General features: G+C 72.2%; 24 protein-coding genes and 1 pseudogene. 14 read left to right on the top strand and 11 right to left on the bottom strand.

The window, feature by feature from the left end:
* Window positions 1-70 precede the first annotated feature (70 nt).
* Complete coding sequence (locus HNR61_RS32905) at window positions 71-379, top strand: GNAT family N-acetyltransferase (protein WP_376770287.1); 309 nt, start codon at window positions 71-73, stop codon at window positions 377-379.
* Window positions 380-513: 134 nt separating this feature from the next.
* Entirely contained in the window at window positions 514-2,034 is a 1,521-nt protein-coding gene (locus tag HNR61_RS32910; protein WP_182847039.1) for a serine hydrolase domain-containing protein, read from the top strand.
* Between the two features lie 61 nt (window positions 2,035-2,095).
* Here HNR61_RS32910 and HNR61_RS32915 read toward each other — a convergent pair whose 3' ends face one another.
* The 3 genes from HNR61_RS32915 to HNR61_RS32925 form a co-directional block, all read right to left on the bottom strand.
* Window positions 2,096-2,638, bottom strand: coding sequence for an SMI1/KNR4 family protein (locus HNR61_RS32915; RefSeq protein ID WP_312898214.1), 543 nt, complete (start codon window positions 2,636-2,638; stop codon window positions 2,096-2,098).
* A 30-nt stretch (window positions 2,639-2,668) separates the two neighbouring features.
* A complete protein-coding gene (locus tag HNR61_RS32920; protein WP_182847040.1) occupies window positions 2,669-2,842 on the bottom strand; it encodes a hypothetical protein in 174 nt (57 codons plus the stop codon).
* Between the two features lie 72 nt (window positions 2,843-2,914).
* Window positions 2,915-3,190, bottom strand: coding sequence for a hypothetical protein (locus HNR61_RS32925; RefSeq protein ID WP_182847041.1), 276 nt, complete (start codon window positions 3,188-3,190; stop codon window positions 2,915-2,917).
* A gap of 357 nt (window positions 3,191-3,547) precedes the next feature.
* Here HNR61_RS32925 and HNR61_RS32930 point away from each other — a divergent pair.
* Window positions 3,548-4,198, top strand: a pseudogene (locus tag HNR61_RS32930) (elongation factor 1-alpha C-terminal domain-related protein); the annotation flags it as partial.
* A 6-nt stretch (window positions 4,199-4,204) separates the two neighbouring features.
* On the opposite strand, the gene HNR61_RS32935 reads toward HNR61_RS32930, so the two are convergent.
* Complete coding sequence (locus HNR61_RS32935; protein ID WP_182847042.1) at window positions 4,205-5,290, bottom strand: glycosyltransferase; 1,086 nt, start codon at window positions 5,288-5,290, stop codon at window positions 4,205-4,207.
* A gap of 634 nt (window positions 5,291-5,924) precedes the next feature.
* Here HNR61_RS32935 and HNR61_RS32940 point away from each other — a divergent pair.
* On the top strand, window positions 5,925-6,536 hold the full coding sequence (locus tag HNR61_RS32940) for a TetR/AcrR family transcriptional regulator (protein ID WP_182847043.1): 612 nt from the start codon (window positions 5,925-5,927) through the stop codon (window positions 6,534-6,536).
* Window positions 6,537-6,795: 259 nt separating this feature from the next.
* The gene (locus tag HNR61_RS32945) at window positions 6,796-7,449 is read left to right on the top strand and encodes a Type 1 glutamine amidotransferase-like domain-containing protein (protein WP_246444289.1); all 654 of its coding nucleotides are present in this window, start codon (window positions 6,796-6,798) and stop codon (window positions 7,447-7,449) included.
* A 265-nt stretch (window positions 7,450-7,714) separates the two neighbouring features.
* Here the strand turns inward: HNR61_RS32945 and HNR61_RS32950 are convergent, their stop codons facing one another.
* Both HNR61_RS32950 and HNR61_RS32955 read right to left on the bottom strand, forming a co-directional pair.
* Complete coding sequence (locus HNR61_RS32950) at window positions 7,715-8,197, bottom strand: septum formation family protein (RefSeq protein WP_182847045.1); 483 nt, start codon at window positions 8,195-8,197, stop codon at window positions 7,715-7,717.
* A gap of 83 nt (window positions 8,198-8,280) precedes the next feature.
* Window positions 8,281-8,625, bottom strand: a complete 345-nt coding sequence (locus HNR61_RS32955) for a hypothetical protein (protein WP_182847046.1) — start codon at window positions 8,623-8,625, stop codon at window positions 8,281-8,283.
* Between the two features lie 143 nt (window positions 8,626-8,768).
* Between HNR61_RS32955 and HNR61_RS32960 the strand changes: the two genes are divergently transcribed.
* The gene (locus HNR61_RS32960) at window positions 8,769-9,245 is read left to right on the top strand and encodes a MarR family winged helix-turn-helix transcriptional regulator (protein WP_182847047.1); all 477 of its coding nucleotides are present in this window, start codon (window positions 8,769-8,771) and stop codon (window positions 9,243-9,245) included.
* Between the two features lie 137 nt (window positions 9,246-9,382).
* Here HNR61_RS32960 and HNR61_RS32965 read toward each other — a convergent pair whose 3' ends face one another.
* The 3 genes from HNR61_RS32965 to HNR61_RS32975 form a co-directional block, all read right to left on the bottom strand.
* Complete coding sequence (locus HNR61_RS32965; protein WP_182847048.1) at window positions 9,383-9,988, bottom strand: DUF4097 family beta strand repeat-containing protein; 606 nt, start codon at window positions 9,986-9,988, stop codon at window positions 9,383-9,385.
* A 145-nt stretch (window positions 9,989-10,133) separates the two neighbouring features.
* On the bottom strand, window positions 10,134-10,325 hold the full coding sequence (locus tag HNR61_RS32970) for a DUF397 domain-containing protein (protein WP_182847049.1): 192 nt from the start codon (window positions 10,323-10,325) through the stop codon (window positions 10,134-10,136).
* Window positions 10,322-11,143, bottom strand: coding sequence for a helix-turn-helix domain-containing protein (locus HNR61_RS32975; protein WP_182847050.1), 822 nt, complete (start codon window positions 11,141-11,143; stop codon window positions 10,322-10,324). Before HNR61_RS32975 ends, HNR61_RS32970 begins: the two co-directional genes overlap by 4 nt.
* Window positions 11,144-11,266: 123 nt before the next feature.
* On the opposite strand from HNR61_RS32975, the gene HNR61_RS32980 reads away from it, so the two are divergent.
* Genes HNR61_RS32980 through HNR61_RS32995 form a run of 4 tightly spaced genes read left to right on the top strand, consistent with a single transcriptional unit; the run spans window position 11,267 to window position 13,261 of the window.
* Complete coding sequence (locus HNR61_RS32980; RefSeq protein WP_182847051.1) at window positions 11,267-11,617, top strand: hypothetical protein; 351 nt, start codon at window positions 11,267-11,269, stop codon at window positions 11,615-11,617.
* A gap of 10 nt (window positions 11,618-11,627) precedes the next feature.
* A complete protein-coding gene (locus tag HNR61_RS32985) occupies window positions 11,628-11,969 on the top strand; it encodes a hypothetical protein (protein WP_182847052.1) in 342 nt (113 codons plus the stop codon).
* A gap of 24 nt (window positions 11,970-11,993) precedes the next feature.
* A complete protein-coding gene (locus HNR61_RS50165; protein ID WP_220510062.1) occupies window positions 11,994-12,707 on the top strand; it encodes an alanyl-tRNA editing protein in 714 nt (237 codons plus the stop codon).
* Complete coding sequence (locus tag HNR61_RS32995) at window positions 12,704-13,261, top strand: helix-turn-helix domain-containing protein (protein ID WP_182847149.1); 558 nt, start codon at window positions 12,704-12,706, stop codon at window positions 13,259-13,261. The genes HNR61_RS50165 and HNR61_RS32995 overlap by 4 nt, the downstream gene beginning before the upstream one ends.
* 17 nt (window positions 13,262-13,278) lie before the next feature.
* Here the strand turns inward: HNR61_RS32995 and HNR61_RS33000 are convergent, their stop codons facing one another.
* A complete protein-coding gene (locus HNR61_RS33000) occupies window positions 13,279-13,659 on the bottom strand; it encodes a tautomerase family protein (protein ID WP_182847053.1) in 381 nt (126 codons plus the stop codon).
* Between the two features lie 63 nt (window positions 13,660-13,722).
* On the opposite strand from HNR61_RS33000, the gene HNR61_RS33005 reads away from it, so the two are divergent.
* From HNR61_RS33005 to HNR61_RS33015, 3 genes are all read left to right on the top strand, one after another.
* Complete coding sequence (locus tag HNR61_RS33005; protein WP_182847054.1) at window positions 13,723-14,229, top strand: MarR family winged helix-turn-helix transcriptional regulator; 507 nt, start codon at window positions 13,723-13,725, stop codon at window positions 14,227-14,229.
* Between the two features lie 176 nt (window positions 14,230-14,405).
* Entirely contained in the window at window positions 14,406-14,888 is a 483-nt protein-coding gene (locus tag HNR61_RS33010) for a hypothetical protein (RefSeq protein ID WP_182847055.1), read from the top strand.
* 181 nt (window positions 14,889-15,069) lie between these two features.
* The gene (locus HNR61_RS33015) at window positions 15,070-16,890 is read left to right on the top strand and encodes a hypothetical protein (protein ID WP_182847056.1); all 1,821 of its coding nucleotides are present in this window, start codon (window positions 15,070-15,072) and stop codon (window positions 16,888-16,890) included.
* A 30-nt stretch (window positions 16,891-16,920) separates the two neighbouring features.
* Here HNR61_RS33015 and HNR61_RS33020 read toward each other — a convergent pair whose 3' ends face one another.
* Entirely contained in the window at window positions 16,921-17,451 is a 531-nt protein-coding gene (locus HNR61_RS33020; RefSeq protein ID WP_067811940.1) for a MarR family winged helix-turn-helix transcriptional regulator, read from the bottom strand.
* Window positions 17,452-17,543: 92 nt separating this feature from the next.
* Between HNR61_RS33020 and HNR61_RS33025 the strand changes: the two genes are divergently transcribed.
* Complete coding sequence (locus HNR61_RS33025) at window positions 17,544-18,503, top strand: MBL fold metallo-hydrolase (RefSeq protein ID WP_182847057.1); 960 nt, start codon at window positions 17,544-17,546, stop codon at window positions 18,501-18,503.
* The last annotated feature ends 2 nt before the right edge of the window (window positions 18,504-18,505 follow it).

The following is an 18,505-nucleotide window of genomic DNA, read 5'->3' on the forward strand; positions in this document are numbered from 1 at the left end:
TCCCGCGACCCGCGCCGATCTCCCGGCGGCGGTCACGGTCACGCAGGCCCACGAGCGCGCCTTCGCGGCGATCGACGCCGACCCGCGGAACGAGATGCCGGTCCTGCTCGAAGAGGTCGACGACCGGGGCGAGGGCGGCGCGGTGGTGGGCTGCCCGCAAGCGACGTGCATCCCGGGGCTCGGCAAGGGCGGCGCCGAACGGGCCCTGATCGAGGCGGTGCGGATCCGCGCGGACCGTCGCGGCGGGCTCGGCCGGATCCTGATGGAGCACGCGATCGAACGGGCACGCGCGCGCGGCTGCGCGCTCGTCCAGCTGACCAGCGACAAACGGCGCGAGGACGCGCACCGCTTCCACACCGGGCTGGGCTTCGCGCGCTGACCGCATGGTCGCCGACGTCCCGGACCCCCGTGGGGACCTCTGACGAAAGTCGGGGTCGGCGGTGGACGATCGTCCGATGCCCTGAGGTGACCCCGGTTTCTAGATTCTCTTCCGATCCGCGCGAAGGAGACGGAATGAGAACCAGGCTCTCGGCGGCGATCATCGCGATCGGGCTCGCCGTGGCGATGACCCCGGCGCCCCCGGCCCACGCCGTGACCGGGTCCCCGGCGGAGGCCCAGGTCAGGCCGGAGACGATCGACGCGTACGCCCACCGGGTGAGGAAGGCGTCCGGCATGCCGGGAATGTCGCTGGTGGTGACCCACGGCCGCCGCGTCGTCCACGCCGCGGGATACGGCCACGACTCCACCGGACGCCCGGTCACCGCCCGCACACCGATGCGGGTGGCCTCGCTCAGCAAGTCGTTCACCGCCGCCGCGGTGATGACCCTCGTCGACGAGGGACGGATCGCGCTGGACCGGCCGGTCGCCGCGCAGATGCCGGAGTTCCGGACCGCCGACCCGCGCGCCGCGCGCATCACCGTACGGCAGTTGCTCAACCAGACCTCCGGCCTGTCCGACCGCACCGTCGACATCGGCGCGACGCAGGACGCCGGGTCGCTGCGCGAGTACGTGGCGCGGCTGCGCACCGCGCGGTTGACCACCGACCCGGGCACCCGCTGGGCGTACTGCAACGTCAACTACAACCTGGCCGCCCGGCTCGTCGAGGTCGCCGGCGGCCGGCCGTTCGGTGACTACCTGCGGCGCCGCGTGTTCGCCCCGCTCGGCATGAACGGCAGCGCCGTCAGCGACCGGGACGTGCGCCCGGCCGACGGCCACCACTCCCTGTTCGGCCTGTGGATCGCGCGCTCGGAAGCGCCCGGCTTCCTGGACGGCAGCGGCTCGGGCGGCGTGATCACCAACGCCCATGACATGGGACGGTGGCTGATCGCCCAGTCCGGGCAAGCGCCGCGCACGCTGAACCGCGCCGCGCTGCGCACCATGCACGCGCCCGGCCCGGCCACCGGCGACCACCGGTACGGCATGGGCTGGGCCGGGGAAGAGGGCGGCACCGGCCCGGCGCGGCTGGTGCACTCGGGGAACATCTTCACCTACAACGCCGCCCAGGCGATCGTGCCGTCCACCGGATACGGCGTCGCCGTCATGGTCAACGGCGCCGGGCTGACCGACGTGAGCTGGTCGACGCTGGAGGGCCTGCTGACGCTGATCGACGGGCGTACCCCGCCCGCGCCGGGGCGCGGCGGGCACCTGACGGAGCTGGCCCTCGGCCTGATCGTGCTCGTGTCCGTCGGGCTGGGGGTGCTGGCCGGGTTCCGCGCCCGCCGATGGGCCCGGCGACGCGCGGCGGCGCCCCGGTGGCGGATTGCGCCGCGGCTGGTCCCGGCGCTGCTGCCGGTCGCGGTGTTCGCCGCCTATCCGCAGCTGGTGTCGCTGATCATCGGAGGCCGTGCGGTCACCTGGGCGCAGCTCACCTACTTCGCGGCCCCGTTGACGATCGCCCTGGCCGCCGCGGCGCTCGCCGGGCTGGTCGCGGTGGCGCTCCGGCTGTGGGCACTGGCCCGGTTCTTCAGGCGAACGGGTGGCGGGGATGCTGGAGACAGGCCCCTCCAGGTCCAGGCGGCTTCACCGCAGCGCTGACAGGCTGGATCGCGCAGCACGATCTGGACCATCACCGTGGCCTTCCCCGGTGTCGGCGAGGTCAGCGGATGAGGGCGGCGATGTGGTCCTGGAAGTGGGGGAACTCGGCCTGTGCCGCCGCGACGATCTGTTCGGGCGGACGCTGGCGGCCGGGGGCGTGGCGTTCGGCGATGGCGCGGAAGGCGGGGTCGGGTTCGGCGTTGGGCTCCGGCTCGGTGGAGGCTTCGGCCGGTCCGAGGCCCGCGGCGAACAGCCAGAGCAGGTCGCCGAGGTCGCTCGCCAGCACCTCGTGCTCCCCTTCGGAGCCGATGTAGACGATGGGCTGGTCGGTGAGCCGGGCCGTGGGGCGGGCGAGCCAGAAGCCCGTGTAGTCACCGGAGCCGGTCGTGCCGAAGAAACGGAACTGGCTGCCGTCGACATCGGGATTGCCGGTCCACAGCCGGAACCACCACGCGGTCCGGGCGGGGTCCTCAAGGTGGTCGTAGAGCTCGAAGTCGCAGCCGCGGACTTCGTCGGTCTCCTCGTCCCATTCCCAGGTGAAGCCGATCTCGGCGACTTCGGCGAGCGCGGTGGGGAGCGCGAGGTTCTCGGGGGTGTCCGTCACCCGCCAAGGTTAAAGGATCTTCTGCCGCCGTCAGCGCGCCGGCGGTCCCGCCTGCCGAACCGGCGCGGGCGGGGGCGTCCACCCGACCAGCTCCTTGAGGAAGGCGTCGTTGACGAGCAGCCTGGCCGGTGTGAGCCGCAGGAGGGTGTCGCGAACGGGGCGCCGCCGGCCGTCTCCCAGGCGGACGCCGAAGCGCCCGATCATGCCCGCCTGACGGTCGATCCTCCGGCACCGGGGGCGGCGGGCCCGGTCGTAGGCGGCCAGCGCGGGGGCCAGCTAGCGGACGGCGGCCTTCAGCCCGTCGCGATGGTGGGTGGGCAGAGTGGCAGCCCGGGTGGTCATGTCGCCGATGAACTGGTCGATGTTCCCGGCCAAGAGGCTGAGCGCCCAAGCGGCGACATGTTGTTGGGCCGTGGGCCGTCGGCGGTGCACAGGGTGCCAGCAATACTCCAGCACGTGGACCAGGTCGCAGAAGATGTGGACAGCCACACCGCGGCGAGCAATGACCGCAGCGTGGGTGGTGCCGCGCGACCCGCGCACCGCCTCGGTCATGGCGAGCTTGGTCAGTCCGTGCGAGTGCCGACCACCGTGGCCGGCAGAAAGTGAAGGCCTTTCCCGATCATCCGGCCGGACGACCGGCGGTCGGGCGCTGTTCCTCGCACGCCGCCACAGATCCAGATGGGCCTGCGGCAACTGTCGCGTCACCTCACGCCCACGCGTCCGACACCGTTTCCCAGGCGATCTCCAACCAGGACAACCGATCTTCCACGGCCCCACACGACCGCACCTCGCCCGATTGCCCGCGCAGCTCGACAATGCGCCACCTGGCCTCAACCAACGGTGGAAGGCAGTCCCGCGTTCAAACAGCCCAGGCGCGAACGCCCGGCTCAGTCGGTCCCTCCGTTCGAGCTACACCCTGTGCACATCGCCTCCGACCGCAACCTGATCGATGTGCGGTTCCCGGTGCAGTACGTCATCCGCCCCCACGCCTCCACCGACCCCGACCTGCACGACTATCGGGGTTACGCCGGGCAGGTCGCCGGTGGGGTGCTCAAGCCCGGCGATGAGGTGGTGCACCTGCCGTCGGGGCTGACGACCACGATCACTCATATCGACGGTCCCGGCGGTCCGGTCACCGAGGCCTATGCGCCGATGTCGGTGACGTTGCGGCTGGCCGACGATATCGACATCTCCCGCGGTGACATGATCGCCCGGCCGGGCAACCGGCCCGAGGTGGCCCAGGATCTGGATGCGATGGTCTGCTGGATGACGTCGGACCGGCAGCTCGGCCCGCGCACCAAGCTGATCATCAAGCACACCACCCGGACCGCTCGGGCGTTGGTGAAGGATCTGCACTACCGGCTGGACGTCAACACCCTGCACCGCGATGAGACCGCGACCGGGCCGGGGTTGAACGAGATCGGCCGGATCTCGTTGCGGGTCACCCAGCCGCTGTTCGTCGACGACTACGGCCGCAACCGGCTGACCGGCGGGTTCATCCTGATCGACGAAGCCACCCACACCACCGTCGGCGCCGGAATGATCACCGGGGTGCGGTGAACGGCGTCACAGGGGCAGTCCGGGACGATGGTGCGGCTCCCGCTCGGCGGGTTCGACCAGCTCCCGCCAGTCGTGCACGGGAAACCCGATGTTCCGCTGGCCGGGGAACATGGCGGGCATCAGCTCGTACTTCTCCTCGTACGCCAGTTCGAGCATGCGCAACCTGAGCTCCGTGCGCTGCCCGACCAGCTTGTCCGAGCCCGCGCCGTAGCGGCCGGACCGGGCGGTGGCCTGCCGGAACCGGCGCTCGGTCCGCTCCCGGCCGCGTAGCGGGAAGTGGTGCATCAGCAGCGACGACCGGCTCTCGACGACGGGTCTGCGGTCGGGCGGGGCAGCGATGGTGTGCCGTCCCATCCTGAACCGCAGGTCGCCGGGCGCGCGGACGTGGAGCAGCTGGTGCTTCCAGTGCCCGGCGGGGCAGGCGGGGTTGAGGTAGGGGCGGGCCATGCGCAGCTCGTCGATCGGGTGATGGCGCGGTTCCGGGGCGGAGGACCGGCTCGGATAGTGCTCCAGCACGCGGCTTCCGACGGTGTCCACCTCGGGCGCGAGCGTGCCGACGAGCTCACGGATCGTGCTCCGGCCCGGACCGCGGGGGAACTCGTCGGCGTCCACCATGATCCACCACAGCGGGCGGCCCGCGGACGCCGTCCGCTCGTCGATCACCCGCGCGATCCGCTCGGTCCGGCGGACCTCGTTGAAGGCCCCGCCGGCCGGCTGCCGGAGGACCGTCGCCCCGGCCGCCGCGGCTTCGGCGGCGGTGTCGTCGTCGGAGCCGTCGTCGATGACGAAGACCTCGTCGACACCCTGGCCGAACAGGTTGCGGACGGTCGCGTAGATCACGTCGTCCTCGTTCCACGCCTGGCACAGACCGAAGATCAGCGGCCGCTCCCGCGCGTCGTTCGCGGACGGCCCGGCCCGCTCGGGTGCGAAGGTCTGCCAGGAGCCGACGTACCTCCGCCACCACGGCGGGAAGGGCGGATTGCGCCGCCGGGCCTTGGCGAAAGCGACCTCGAACGCGTACCGGGGGACGTCGAGCACACGCCCCCGGGGCCCGTCGTCGAAAAGGAAACCGTGCGTCTGCGGGAACGGCATGCGCGTCTCTCCTCCGCGTCGCGGCTGGGACCTGGAGCGTAGAGCGGCGGCCGGAACGGGCGGGATACCGGTGTCGGGCGCAGTTCGGCCCGCCCGATCGTCCGCACCTCCGGGCGGCCGATCGCGGATATCGCCGGGGACCCCCGATGATCACTATGGCGGACGTCGCAGTGGCCACCGGATCTTCCGAGGGATGGGGAATGGCTGAGGCGCTGCGCGGCAGGGCGGGCCAACGGGAACCCGCCGTGTACGGCGGCGCGCCCGTCCGCTCCCGGCCGTGGACGCCCTGGCCCCGCCTGGACGCCGAGACCGAGCGCACCGCGCTGGCGGCATTGCGCAGCGGCAGCTGGGCCATCAGAGAGATGCACACCGGCCGGGAACTGTACGAGCGGAGCTTCGCCCGCGCGTTCGCCGACGGGTGCGGCTCTTCCACAAGGACTCCGCTGAGCTGGACGGATGGCTTCCTGAGAACGAGCCACACCCATCACCGTTGCCGTCAGCTCGTTGCCCATGTGCGCGTCCCCTCACCGTTGGCCGTTCCTTGTCACTATTAAAGTAGTACTATTGTAGTAGTGTCATGTGTCGGCCCCCCGGGTGGCCGCTCGGGCTCCCGGATTCCGGTAAGACAGGACGGGTGACGCCTCCAGAGAACCTGCTCCGCCGCCGAGCCCTCGCCGACGCCGCGATCGAGGTCCTGGGCACGCGGGGCATCCACCAGCTCAGCCACCGCGCCGTCGACGAGGTGGCGGGCGTGCCCGGCGGCACCGCGTCGAACTACTTCCGCAACCGGGACGAGCTGCTGCGGGCCGCCGCGCGCCGCGTCGTGGACCTGCACCTGGAGGACATGCGGGAGGATGTCGAGGCGGTGCCCGTCGCGCCCGGGGGGCTCGACCGGGAGGGGCTCGCCGACCTCATCGGCCGGTCCCTGCACCAGGCGGCGACCCGGCGGCGCACCCGGTTCCGGGCCATGTTCGAACTCCACCTGGAAGCCGACCGCAGGCCCGTCCTCGGCGAGACGCTGTCGGAGATCGGGGCCGCGACGCTGCGGACCGTCGTCGGCCACCACCGCGCGCTGGACCTCGCGACCTCCCCGGAGCAGGTGCGGGCGCTGATGACCCTGTACGGCGGAGCCCTGTTCACCCTCGTGACCGGGCCGCTGCGGCCCTCCGCCGCCGACACCGCGCACGCCCTGGCCAGGTACATGGTCAACGGCGTCCTGGACGGGCCGCAGGAGGACCCCGCCTAGGGCCTGTTTCAAAGTGGGCCTCAGCCGCGCACGCGAGCGCGTTACCTGACCTGCGGGCCCGACGCCGGAGGCGAGGGCCCGCAGGTCAGATCGCGAAGCGATGTCGCGCTCGCCAAGCCCTGGTGAGGTGCGAGCCGCCAGGCGAGCACCGTGGGCCAGGGCTTTGAAACACGGCCTAGGTCCCGCCTTCGGTGATCCCCGAAGGGCCTGGCGGGGATCTGTCGCCGGGGCGGCGGTGTCCTAGGGTTCTCGGGTGCGCATGTATCTGTCCTCCTGGCGGATCGGGGACCATCCCGAACAGATGTTGGGCCTGCTGGAGGATCCCGCCGGGGCTCGCACCGCTGTGATCGCCAACGCTGTCGACGCCCTGCCCGACGCCGAGCGCCGGGCCGCGGTCGAGCGCGAGATCCAGGCACTCGCCGCCCTCGGCCTGCGGCCGGTCGAAGTCGACCTGCGCGCGTTCTTCGACCAGGACCCGGGCCGGGTCGCGGCCGCGCTCCGCGAATTCCCGCTGCTCTGGGTCAGGGGAGGAAACGTGTTCGTCCTACGGCACGCCCTGGCCAGGAGCGGCGCCGACCGCGCGATCATCGAGCTGCTGCGGCAGGACGCCGTCGTCTATGCCGGTTACAGCGCCGGCGTCTGTGTCCTGGCCCCTGACCTGAACGGGCTGGAGCGGTGCGACGGTCCCCGTGCGGTGCGCACCGCCTATGGCGCCCCGGCCCGCTTCGACGGCCTCGCCGTCCTCGACTTCGTCGTGGTGCCGCACATCGACTCCCCTGGCCATCCCGAGACCGAGATCCTCGGCACCGTCGCCGACCTCTACCGCTCGCGGGGCACCGCCCACCGAACGCTGCGCGACGGCCAGGCCATCGTGGTCAACGGCCCGGCCCCCAGCACCCGCAACGGCACCTGAGGCGCGCTCGGCCCCCTGGACGGGACGCCGGAGGGCTCCGCCCAGATCGTCGATGGGAGACCACTGAACGGGGTGCGGTGAAGGGCGCCCATGGTCGGCGTGTGAAGACCGACCCGGACGCCCTTCCGACCGCACACGCTCATCAGGGGCCGTCGGGGCCGAAAAGGAGCACCGCGACTTCAACGACCGCACGATGTACCGCCGGGTGCGGCCCGTTCGCGGTGGCCCCCGTCCAGTTCGGACCCTGGGCGCCTGGAGCCGCGCCTCAGGCGTTGGGGTTGGCCATGGTGGCGCAGACCACGCGTTTCTCCTCGGGACGCCACTGCACCTTCTCCATCGGCGCGATCAGGTACTCGACCGGTCGTCCGTCCTTGCCCGCGGGTCCCTTGTAGAGCTTGGCGAATTCGGCGTCGCAGAACTTCAGCGTGAAGTCGTAGACCTTCTGGTAGCCGGGGAAGGGACCGTCGCGCATCTCCGGCGGCAGGTCGGTGGAGGCGTAGGTGCGGTACATGTGCCGGCGTTTGCAGTCGACGGTCTGGACGGTGCCGTCGGGGCGCAGGAACCGGTCGTTGGCCAGGCAGGACCCGTTGGGCAGCTCGGTGAGCTTGACGGCGGCGGAGGCGGCGGGCGAACCGCTGCCGGTGGTTGCCGTGGGGCCGGTCGTGGCACCGGAACGATCCGGGGAAGGCGCGGAGGAACAGCCGGACAGCAGAGCGGTCACGACCATCGCGACGGCGGGCAGCGTCAAGGCGCCAGAGCGCGCGACCAGGGCGCGGGAGCGTGGGGCGCTCCCGCGCCCGCCACGCGGGGCGGCGGGCGCGGGAGGTTGCATCACGGGATGACGTTCAGGGCGCACTTGTCGGTGCGGTAGGGGGTGTCGGGCTTGTCGCGGTCGGGCAGCAGCTTGGTGTCGTTGTCCTCGTACCAGTGGCGGGTCTTGGTGCCGTCGGAGTTGCGGCGCACGTGGTGGACGTAGTGCTCGCCGGTGGTGTGGCTGTGGCCGTAGACGTTGGAGGGGGGCTCGGCGCCGCCGCCGTCGTTGATGACGACGTAGCCCTGGTTGCCGCAGCCACCGTGGGCGCTGGCGGCCGGCGCCGTCAGAGTCAGCAGACCGCCGGCCGCCGCACTGGCGGCCAGGATCGTCAGCATCGCGCGGGCCGGCTTGGGTGAACGCATGGGAAGCCTTTCGTCGCTTCGGGAGGTCTTGGTCCTTCCGACGTGCCGCATGGGAGAGGGGCCGGTCGAACCAAGATCATTGATATCACGATCCTCGTAATACACGGAAGTCGTGATATTCGAAGCCGATAGGATTCGCTTCCATGACGTCTGGTGACTTCCAGGGGCGGTTCGACAGGGACGAGGCGCTCACCCGGCTGGCGGTGCAGGGCCGGTTGCTGCACCTGGCGATGATGGGGCTGTCGACCGCCGCGGCCTCCCGGTTCGGGTTGCAGGTGATCGACCAGCAGTGCGCCGGGCTGCTGAACCAGACCGGCCCGATGAGCGTGGGCCGCCTGGCGGAGCTGGCCGGTCTGACCCCCAGCTCGGTCACGGGTGTGGTCGACCGGCTGGAACGCCGCGGCCTCCTGCGCCGCGAGCCCGACCCGCACGACCGCCGCAAGGTCATCCTCGTCCCGCTGCGGTCGGCCGAGATCGAGGAGGCGTTCCAGCCGCTCGCCCGGCAGCTCCAGGCCATGTACGCCCGCTACGACGACCGGGAACTGGCGCTGCTGAACGACTATCTACAGCAGATGACCGAGCACCTCCGAGCGCACACCACCGCCTTGCGCACCCAGTAGCCACCTCGCCCGACCGCCGGTCCTCCGAGCGGTCCGGCCGGACGCGTCACCCGGAACGAGCTGCCCCTGTTCGCCGTCGTGGTGGACGGCCACCGGTCTTCGACCCCGAGGTCTGCCAACGCCGCGACGTGAATGACTCAGGCGGGGGAAAGGGTGATGTCTCCGTTGCCGGTGGTGAGGTCGATCCGGCGGCCCGCGCCGGGCGTGTGCGGGACCCGGAGGTTCCGGTCGCCGTTCTTGCTCTGGGCCCGCACCTGGTAGGAGCCGCGCGGGACCGTCAACGCGATCTCGCCGTTGGAGGTCCTGACCCGGACGTCCTGCGGGACGGCGGTCGTGACGGTGACGTCGCCGCTGCCGGTGACGACGTCCACCGTCCCCACGGCGGTCAGGGCGATCTCGCCGTGGGAGGTCGAGCCGCTGACGGGCGTGCCCTCCGGAAGAACGACGGTGTAGTCCACCTCGCAGTTGACGCCGCAGTCGCCGAGGACCAGCACGCCGTTCTCCACCCGATGCGTCGGACCGTCCGGAGGCGAGGTCGTGTACGCGACCCTGCGGTGCAACGAGACCGTGCCGTCGTCGGTGCCGCGCACCGTGACATCACCGGAACGGTTCTCCAGCCGGACCGAGGTGATCCGCCCGGTCAGCGCGGGGTCGTCCTCGAACGACCGGTCGGGGACCAGCCCGCACGCGCCGACCGCACTCGCACCGAGCGCGAACAACACGACGACTCCGAACCGACGCATGGGATCTCCCGGGGAACGTAAGGTCACCGCCCCGTCTCAGCGGTCCTTGAACGTTACGAACCCCGGCGTACGACGGTCGCCCTCCTGCGGCACGACTTTCGAGATCCTTCGAAGGATGTAGGCGCACTCCGCCGGACGGCGGCGGTTACCGGCGTTCCTTCAAACGCCCGACCAGCTCGGCGAACGCACCACGGGCGACACGAAGGTGCGGCCCCTCGGGATCCGTGGAGTCGCGCAACCCGACCTCCGTGAGGAGTATGGCCGCCTCGACGCAGGTGCTGTCGATTTCCGCGGTCGAGTAACTGGACTTGCGCCACTGGGGAGACGCGTTGTTCATAGATCCTCCATGATGGATCTGATCAACTGCTCGGATTCGGCTCCCCGCAGAGCATGTCCACGAGCGCGGTCAAATGTCTCTCTTAGGGCTTTGACCTCGGGGGAGGGGGTGAGTAGGTGACCCCGACTCCCTGCGCCTTCGATGAAGGCCATGTCGTCGCCTTCGCCGAAGCCCAGGATGTTGAAAGCTCCGGAAGGGTAGACGGGAGAGCCGAACGGCAGGATTTCGATGTGGATGTCCAGGCGGTGGCCGAGTTCGATGAGGTGGGCAAGCTGCTCGCGCATGACTTCAGGGGTGCCGATGGTGTCATGCAACACGCCTTCCTTGATCAGGGCAATGATGAGTGGTGGTGGTTCGCGGTTGAGGATGTCCTGACGGCCGAGCCGTAGAGCCACCACCTCCTCCAGGTACTGGTTGCGCTGTCCTTGCCCCAGGATGTGGCGTGCGCTTGCCTCGGTCTGGAAGAGGCCCGGGATGTGCATCGGTTCGTAGATGCGCAGTGAAGCGACGTCCCCCTCGAATTGGATGTACTTGAAGAAGCCGGGAGGGATGGCGGCCTCCCGGAGGATCTGGTGGTGCTGATCCTCAAAGAAATCCGCATCGAGGAGTTTGTCCAGGCTTGCGCTGAGCTGCTCACCCGGCAGGCGGTGCAGGTTCTCGATGGCCGCGATGAGCTTGGGCGAGACGACGCACGCCTCGCCTACCTCTGTTCGGCTGAGTCCCGCACGTTCGCGGTACTTGCGCAGCTTGTAGGCGTAGAGAGCCCATGCGCTGGACCGAGGATCGATGTCGCGCCGTTCGGCGTTCTGACGAGGCATGTTCGCTCCTGCGATACAGGGGACCGCGTATCACTTCACCCACTTCCGGACCGTAGGGCGGCCCGGCCAGAGTGGTGGGCGGATCACAGAAAGTTCTGAACCCACTACTCCGGGAGGCCGGTGATGAGCTTCGACGCGCCTCGCGTGTGCGACCGTATCCCCGATTCGCCGCGCGAGAAAGCCCGCATCACCAGGAGGAACAAACTTCTGGCCCTGGCGGCGGCCCTGGACGATCTGGGGTTGCGCGCCCGCATCGTCGAGTACACCCTCCGCCCGACCGTCCTGCGCTGCTGGAACCCCGCCGAGATGGGCCGGACGATCTCGGTGACGTGCGAGCGGTCGACCGGCGCGGAGCCGCGCTGGCGGTTCCGCCGCGAACCCGGGGAACGGCTCATCGCCGACGCGGAGGACGTCACCGGCCCCGACGACGCGCTGGAGGCGGCCCGCGCGGTCGCGGCCGCGTTGGCGCGGTGAGGTCGGCGCGGTGAGAACGCTCCCCGCCTCCCCGGTCCTCGACGCCTGGCGGGCCCGCCGCCGGCTCGACCGGCTGGCCCGCGCGCTCCGGGCCCGGGGCTGGGTGGCCGAGCCCCGTTACGCCGACCTCCCGCCCCTGCTGCGGGTGTACGCGCGCGAGGTCCCCGCCATCGGGGACAGCGTCCTGGCCGTGCGGCACCTGGACGGCTGGTGGTTCCGCTCGGGGACCGGCGTGCTGCTCGGGCCCTGCGCGCACGCCGGGTTCGCGGCCGAACGCGTCGGCCTGCTGCTGACCCCCTGGGTCGTCGCCGCCCTCACCGGGCGCGAAGGGAGGAAGCCGGGCGAACGGTGATCACTCGTTTGGTAAATTGAACGTGTGGTTCATCAAACTGAACAAACCCCCTCCTATCTCGACGACACCCACCTCACCGAGATCGTCACCCGCGTGGTCGCGGCGGGCCGTCAGGACGACGGGGCCGCGTGGGTGGCGGTCCGGGACAACCTGTTCCACCCGCAGGGCGGCGGGCAGCCCGCCGACCGTGGCTGGCTGGACGGGTGCGAGGTCGTCCCGGTCCGCGACGCCGCCACCGGGCTGGTGGTGCTGCGCGCCGCGGACGCCGACGTCCGGGACCTCGACGGCCTGGCCGCGGGCGACGAGGCGAAGGCCCGCGTCGACGCCGACCTGCGCCTGCTGCACGCCGCCCTGCACACCGCCGGGCATCTGGTCGAGGCCGCCGGACGTGCCCAGGACTGGACCTACACCGGCAGCAACCACTTCCCGGGCCAGGCCCGCATCGAGTTCACCCCCGACGACCCCGGCCCGCTGTCGGACGCGGGGCGGCGCGAGGAGGCCGCCGACCGGCTGCGCGCGTTCGTGGCCGCCGCCGTCGCGGACGGCCTGCCCGTCACCGCCGCCCCCGGCCCCGACGGGCTGCGCCTGGTCAGCATCGGCGGCCTGCACACCGCGCCGTGCGGCGGCACCCACGTGCGCGGCCTCGCCGATCTGGCCGACGTCGCGATCACCGCGGTGAAGCTGAGGAAGGGGCGCCTGCGCGCCTCCTACTCCGCCTCCCACCGGACGGCCGGGTGAACGCCCGCCCCAGCAGCGCCGCGGCGGCGGCCGGAGCCCAGATCCGGCGCCGCCGCCGGCAGCGCGGCATGACCCAGGCGGAGCTGGCCCGCCGCACCGGCCTGAGCAAGGCGACGCTGTCCCAGCTCGAAGCGGGGAACGGCAACCCCACCATCGACACCCTGGACGCCATCGCCGTCGCGCTCAGCATCCCGCTCACCGACCTGCTCACCCGCGCGACCGACCCCGGCACCGTGCACGTCACGGCGACCGAGGTCTTCGCCGACGGCCCGACCCGCGAGCTGCTGCGCCGGGTCAGCGGCGGCCACGGCCTGGAGCTGTGGCGGCTGCGGATGCCGCCGCACACCGCGTTCGACGGCGTCCCGCACGCCCCCGGAACGATCGAACACCTCCTGGTCGCCGCCGGGACCCTCACCGCGGGCCCCGTCGACGACCCCCGCCTGCTGCGCCCCGGCGACCTGCTGGCCTTCGCCGGGGACGCCCCCCACGCCTACCGCACCGGCGACGACGCGGCGGACGTCACCGTGGTCATCGCCTCGCCCATCACCTCATGACCGGCGGACCGGCCCCGTCACACCGCGAGGGCGCCGCCGACGAACGTCCGCTCCCGCGGGGACGCCACGAGCTCGACCGTGGTCCCGGCGCGGAGCTCCTCGCCGAGGACCAGGGTGATCGCGTCGGTGAGGGCGGTGCCGAGGCGTTCGGTGATCTGGGCGGCGTCGGGGCGGTCGAAGACCCCGGCGCGGATGCCCAGGGCCACCGAGGCGATGGTGTCCACGGCCGCGCCGCCCTGCGCGAAGCGGCCCGCGGGCACCCCGGCCAGCCGGATGTTCACGAGGTCGCGGGCCCATGCGCCGTAGACGCCGACGATCGCCTCGGTCAGGGCGGCGACGAGCTCGGGTTCCCGGCCCGCCAGCCTGTTCTCTGGAAGGTGGACGGTCAGATGCGGCACAGTGGGCCTCGTTTCCTTTGTTCCTAAAGGCTTTGTATTCAAAGGTAAGTGAGGAGGTCGCCGATGTCCACCGCATCGGACGGTCCGGCCGTCGACGAGGCCGTCCGCACCCTGCTGCTGCTCATGCCGCGCCTGGTCGGCCGCGCCAAGCGCCTGCCCATCCCCCCGGCGCTGCGGGGCCTGGACCTGGCGCCGCGCCATCTGGCGCTGCTGGCCCACCTGGAGTACGACGGCCCCGCCAGCGTCAACGAGCTCGCCGCCCGGCTGGAGGTCGCCCCGACGACCGTCAGCCTCATGGTGAGCGAGCTGGCGCGGCCGGGCGTCCTGGAGCGCACCGCCGACCCCGCCGACCGCCGCCGCCGCATCATCGCGATCGCCCCCGCCTACACCGCGCCGATCAGCGAGTGGCTGTCGGGCAGCGCCTCCGCCTGGGAAAGCGTCATGCGCGGCCTCGACCCCGCCGGACGCGCGACGGTGGTCAACGCCCTGCGCGCCTACGAGGCCGCCCTCGAACAGGGCGCCGGCCGGCACCGGGACGCGGACGGCCCGCCCCGCCCCGGCGACGTTTGAAAGCGGCGCGCGGAGGCAGGTGACCACGTGCAGCACGTTCCGCACGGGAGGCCACCCTGGTATCCGACGGCCGCATCGCCGATCCCTCGGGCGACCGCGCCCCGGCGGCCCCGGTGGGCCCCGGCCCCCGCGCGCCGATCCGCACCGCCCCGCACCGCCCCTCATGGAGGCCGCCGATGACCGTCGCCAGCGTCCTGCGCGACCTGTACCACCACGAACACGACATGGCCCGCGACCTGCTGCACGTCTCCGACGTCCACAAGGCCGAGCACGAGGTCCACCAGGCGGCCCGGGACCTGGCGGAGCTGTCGCGCGGCCATCTGGCCGCCATCGCCGAGGAGGCCCGCCGCCTCGGCGCCGACCTGGACCCCGACCCGCCCGTCGAGCCCGGCCTGGTCGAGCGGCTCCGCGACAAGGGGGCCGAACTGGCCGGACTGCACCCGGCCTCCGGCCTGGCGCTGCTGCACGACCTGCGCCGCGTCCACACCCGCGCCGCCGAGATCTCCGTCGAGTGGGAGATGCTCGACCGGACCGCCGAGGCGGCCGGTGACGAGGACCTGCTGGCCGCCGTCCGGCGCTGCCACCCCGAGACGCTGCGCCAGAGGAGCTGGGCCGCCGCCCACATCAGGCAGGACGCCCCGCGGATCCTGCTGACCTGACCCCGCGCCGGGCGGCCGCCTGGCCATGTCGGGCCAGCCGCCCGTCCGGGCGGACGCGCTGCCTGCGGGAACGCCTCCGGCGAGATCCACTCTGCGCGATCATCCATTGACAAACCGTCACGGCGGGGATGCGGTGGCGGGGCAGGCCGCAGCGCGGCGGCCCGGACGGAAGGCGTCCCCCATGACCACCCCCTTCCCGCAATGGCTGATCGACGACTTCCTGGACATCCGGGGGCAGGTGGTCCCCCTGACGGGGGCGGTCCTGGGCCGGCCCACGGTCCAGGAGGCCGACGAGTACGAGAAGCTCCTGCGCCGGCTCCTGCGCCACGCGCGCACCATCGCCGCCGACCCCACCGACGAGGAGCGGGTCGGGGCCTACGACCAGACCTACAAGCTCGTCGGGGACCTGCTGGAGCGGCTCCACCCGCACATCGGCGGCCAGGACGGGAACGCCCGCGACCTCGCCCGGCTCTACCACACCTACCTCGGCCCGGCGCGGGACGTGATGGTCGCGGCGATCGACTGGAAGCACCACGGGGCGGGCTTCAACGCGCTGGCCCGGCGCGACGTCCCGCCGGACGGCCTGGACACCGTCCTGGCGCAGGCCGCCTACATGAGCGGCGACATGTTCGGCGTCTCGGCCGCCCTGACGCTCAACCCCGGCATGGGCCTGGCGCTGTTCTACGACCCGGCCGCCAACGCCGACCGCGACGTGCGCGCGCACCTGCTGCGGTTCTACGACGGTGCGGGCGGCGCGCCGCACCCCCGGGTCGCCCTGGTCCCCACCACCGACTGCGAGGCGGCCTACCGGCTCGCCCAGGACGGCAACTTCCCGGCCCGCGTCTTCCCCCTCGGGCGGCCGCCGATCCTGGCGAACGTCCAGCGGTGCGTGGCGATCGGCCGGGGCACCGCCGCCGTCGCCGAGGCGTTCGGGACCACCGCCGAGACGGCCGCCCGGGCCCGCGACGCGCTCGCCCGGGAGTGGCTGCCCGCCGGATGGCGGACCGGCCAGGTGACCGCGCCCGGCGGCGGCAAGACGATCGCCCAGTGGGTGACGGAGAAGTTCGGCCAGGGGGACCGGGCGTACTGCTTCGTGTGGTTCCGCCGCAGCGGCGCCAAGGGCGGCGCGCACCAGGAGCTGGACACCAGCGTGGTGGCCATCCGCGACCTCATCGGGGTGCTGCGGGAGGGCAGGCTCATCCAGAACGCCACCGTCGTCATGATCGGCGACTCCGGGCACGGGCTGGCCCACCCCGACGTCGACATCGACCTCACCGAGTACTGGACCGAGCAGGGCTCGCCGTTCGTCGGCGGCGACCGCCGCGCCCAGCTGGCGCTGTTCGCCTACCTGGTCGAGCGGAAGACGAACTTCATGAACGTCGGGATGCGCAGCGGCGCGCTGGAGGGACCGGCGCTGCTGGGCGCCCGGACCGTCTACCTGGAGGAGAGGTACAACCTCCAGGAGGGGCGCATGGAGCAGTGGCAGGGCCGGGTGCCCGGCTACACGCGCATCGAGCTCGGCCACGTCCCGACCGCGTCCGGCAAGCGGATCCTGAAGGGGCTGCTGGAGGTCGGCGTGAAACGCGGCGAGCGGGAGCTCGACACCGCGGCCGGGTACCTGGCGGGCCTGCTGAGGCTGCCCAAGGCCGACCTGAAGGCCCTCGTGCAGAAGATCGCCTGCCGCGGCGTCGTCCCGGCCGACCACCGGTTCGAGCCGCCCGAGGTCGCGCAGTGCTTCACCGACCTGTGCCGGGAGGTCGGGTCCCTGCTCAAGGCCGCGGACCTGAGGAAGGCGCTGGGCGGGTCGTGGAACGACTTCCGGTACGCCGCCTTCGCCGGGCTCCGCGCCGCGCAGTCCATCGGCAAGGCCGAGGTCAAGCTGCGGATGGGCCGCGACTACGACGGGCCCGAGGAGGGGCTGTCCAAGACCGACCGGGAACGGCTGTGGCAGGCCATGGCCCAGACGATCGACAACTGGCAGGTCAAGGGCCGGCGCAAGTAGGGAGGAGGAGGGGAGGGGCGGTGGCGGGCCTCAGGAACGCCGCTTCATCTCGGCGGCGGCCGGGCTCGTCATCAGCTTCTCCAGCAATCCGATCAACTGGGTCCGCTCCTGCTTGCTGAGGGAGTCGGCCAGGACCCGTTCGCGCCGGTTGTGCTCCTGGAACGCGCCGGTGATCGCGTCGTGCCCGGCGTCGGTGAGCTCCAGCGTCACCGCGCGCCCGTCGTGGTCGGCGGGCCGCCGCGTCACCAGGCCGGCCCGTTCCAGGGTGTTGACCAGCGCCGACACCGCCGCCCGGCTCATGCCCGTCAGCACCGCCGCCCGCTTGGCCTCCAGCGGCCCGGCCAGCCACAGCACGAACAGCACCCGGAACCCGCTCCAGCTCAGCCCGCGCGGCCGGTGCACCGTGGACTCCCAGTCGTAGACCAGCGCGCTGGCCAGGCGGCTGAGCGTCAGGCTGAGCCGCATCGCGTCGGCGTCCACGGAGGGCAGTTCGGCGGTCGTCCGGGCGACCGCGAAGTCGACGAACGACAGGAAGTCCAGTTCGCCGGGATCGTCGGGCATGACCGCACCCTACCCTTCCGTTCTGCTGTGGCCTGGGTTACAGTGATCCCACCAGATAATCAAAGCTTTTATCAAACGGCGAGGGGGAGTCCATGGGGAAGGCGTTCGCCTCGTCGGCGGATCTCGCCGACAAGCGGCAGACCCTGGAGGTGCTCGCCGACGGCGTCTACGCGCTCACCGCCGAGGGCGACCCCAACGTCGGCGCGATCGAGGGCGAGGACTTCCTCGTCTGCTTCGAGGCCATGGCCACGCCGACCGCCGCCCGCGCCTGGCTGGAGCGGCTGCGCGAGCACACCGACAAGCCCGTCCGCTACCTGGTCCTGTCGCACTACCACGCGGTGCGGGTGCTGGGCGCGAGCGCCTTCGACGCCCAGGTGATCATCGCGCACGACAACACCCGCGCCCTGATCGCCGAGCGCGGGAGGCAGGACTGGGAGAGCGAGTACGGGCGGATGCCGCGCCTGTTCAAGGACCCGGACTCCATCCCCGGGCTCACCTGGCCGACGCTGACGTTCGGCGACACCGCCACCATCCCCCTCGGCGGCGACCGGGGCGACCTGGTGCTGAAGTACTGCGGCCCCGGGCACACCGAGGGCGACATCGTGGCCTGGCTGCCCCGGCACCGGATCATGTTCGCCGGGGACCTGGTGGAGTCGCAGGCCGCGCTCTACACCGGCGACGCCCACCACCGGCGGTGGGCGACCACCACGCTGGACGCGGTCGCGGCCCTCGGGGCCGAGACCCTGGTCGGCGGGCGCGGCGCGGTCGCGCGCGGCCGGGACGCGGTGGACGCCGCCATCGCCCAGACCCGCCACTTCCTGGACACGCTGCTGCGCGAGGTCGGCGCCGTCCACACCGCCGGGGGGACGCTCAAGGAGGCGTTCGACCGCGCCCACGCCGCCCTCGCCGACCGCTACGGCCGGTGGCCGATCTTCGAGCACTGCCTGCCGTTCGACGTGGCGCGCCTGTGGGACGAGCTGTCGGGGAGCGAACGCCCGGTCATCTGGACCGCCGCGCGCGACCGCGAGGTCTGGGAGCGGCTGCAGGGGTGAGG

This window comes from Actinomadura kijaniata (assembly GCF_014138665.1).
In the GTDB taxonomy this organism is placed as follows: domain Bacteria; phylum Actinomycetota; class Actinomycetes; order Streptosporangiales; family Streptosporangiaceae; genus Spirillospora; species Spirillospora kijaniata.

Excerpts from the sequence above, each read along its gene's own strand:
- HNR61_RS32910 (WP_182847039.1), top strand. The coding sequence starts at position 514 with ATGAGAACCAGGCTCTCGGCGGCGATCATCGCGATCGGGCTCGCCGTG.
- HNR61_RS32920 (WP_182847040.1), bottom strand. The coding sequence starts at position 2,842 with ATGATCGGGCGCTTCGGCGTCCGCCTGGGAGACGGCCGGCGGCGCCCC.
- HNR61_RS32925 (WP_182847041.1), bottom strand. The coding sequence starts at position 3,190 with ATGACCGAGGCGGTGCGCGGGTCGCGCGGCACCACCCACGCTGCGGTC.
- HNR61_RS32935 (WP_182847042.1), bottom strand. The coding sequence starts at position 5,290 with ATGCCGTTCCCGCAGACGCACGGTTTCCTTTTCGACGACGGGCCCCGG.
- HNR61_RS32945 (WP_246444289.1), top strand. The coding sequence starts at position 6,796 with ATGTATCTGTCCTCCTGGCGGATCGGGGACCATCCCGAACAGATGTTG.
- HNR61_RS32955 (WP_182847046.1), bottom strand. The coding sequence starts at position 8,625 with ATGCGTTCACCCAAGCCGGCCCGCGCGATGCTGACGATCCTGGCCGCC.
- HNR61_RS32960 (WP_182847047.1), top strand. The coding sequence starts at position 8,769 with ATGACGTCTGGTGACTTCCAGGGGCGGTTCGACAGGGACGAGGCGCTC.
- HNR61_RS32965 (WP_182847048.1), bottom strand. The coding sequence starts at position 9,988 with ATGCGTCGGTTCGGAGTCGTCGTGTTGTTCGCGCTCGGTGCGAGTGCG.
- HNR61_RS32970 (WP_182847049.1), bottom strand. The coding sequence starts at position 10,325 with ATGAACAACGCGTCTCCCCAGTGGCGCAAGTCCAGTTACTCGACCGCG.
- HNR61_RS32975 (WP_182847050.1), bottom strand. The coding sequence starts at position 11,143 with ATGCCTCGTCAGAACGCCGAACGGCGCGACATCGATCCTCGGTCCAGC.
- HNR61_RS32980 (WP_182847051.1), top strand. The coding sequence starts at position 11,267 with ATGAGCTTCGACGCGCCTCGCGTGTGCGACCGTATCCCCGATTCGCCG.
- HNR61_RS33005 (WP_182847054.1), top strand. The coding sequence starts at position 13,723 with ATGTCCACCGCATCGGACGGTCCGGCCGTCGACGAGGCCGTCCGCACC.
- HNR61_RS33010 (WP_182847055.1), top strand. The coding sequence starts at position 14,406 with ATGACCGTCGCCAGCGTCCTGCGCGACCTGTACCACCACGAACACGAC.
- HNR61_RS33015 (WP_182847056.1), top strand. The coding sequence starts at position 15,070 with ATGACCACCCCCTTCCCGCAATGGCTGATCGACGACTTCCTGGACATC.
- HNR61_RS33020 (WP_067811940.1), bottom strand. The coding sequence starts at position 17,451 with ATGCCCGACGATCCCGGCGAACTGGACTTCCTGTCGTTCGTCGACTTC.
- HNR61_RS33025 (WP_182847057.1), top strand. The coding sequence starts at position 17,544 with ATGGGGAAGGCGTTCGCCTCGTCGGCGGATCTCGCCGACAAGCGGCAG.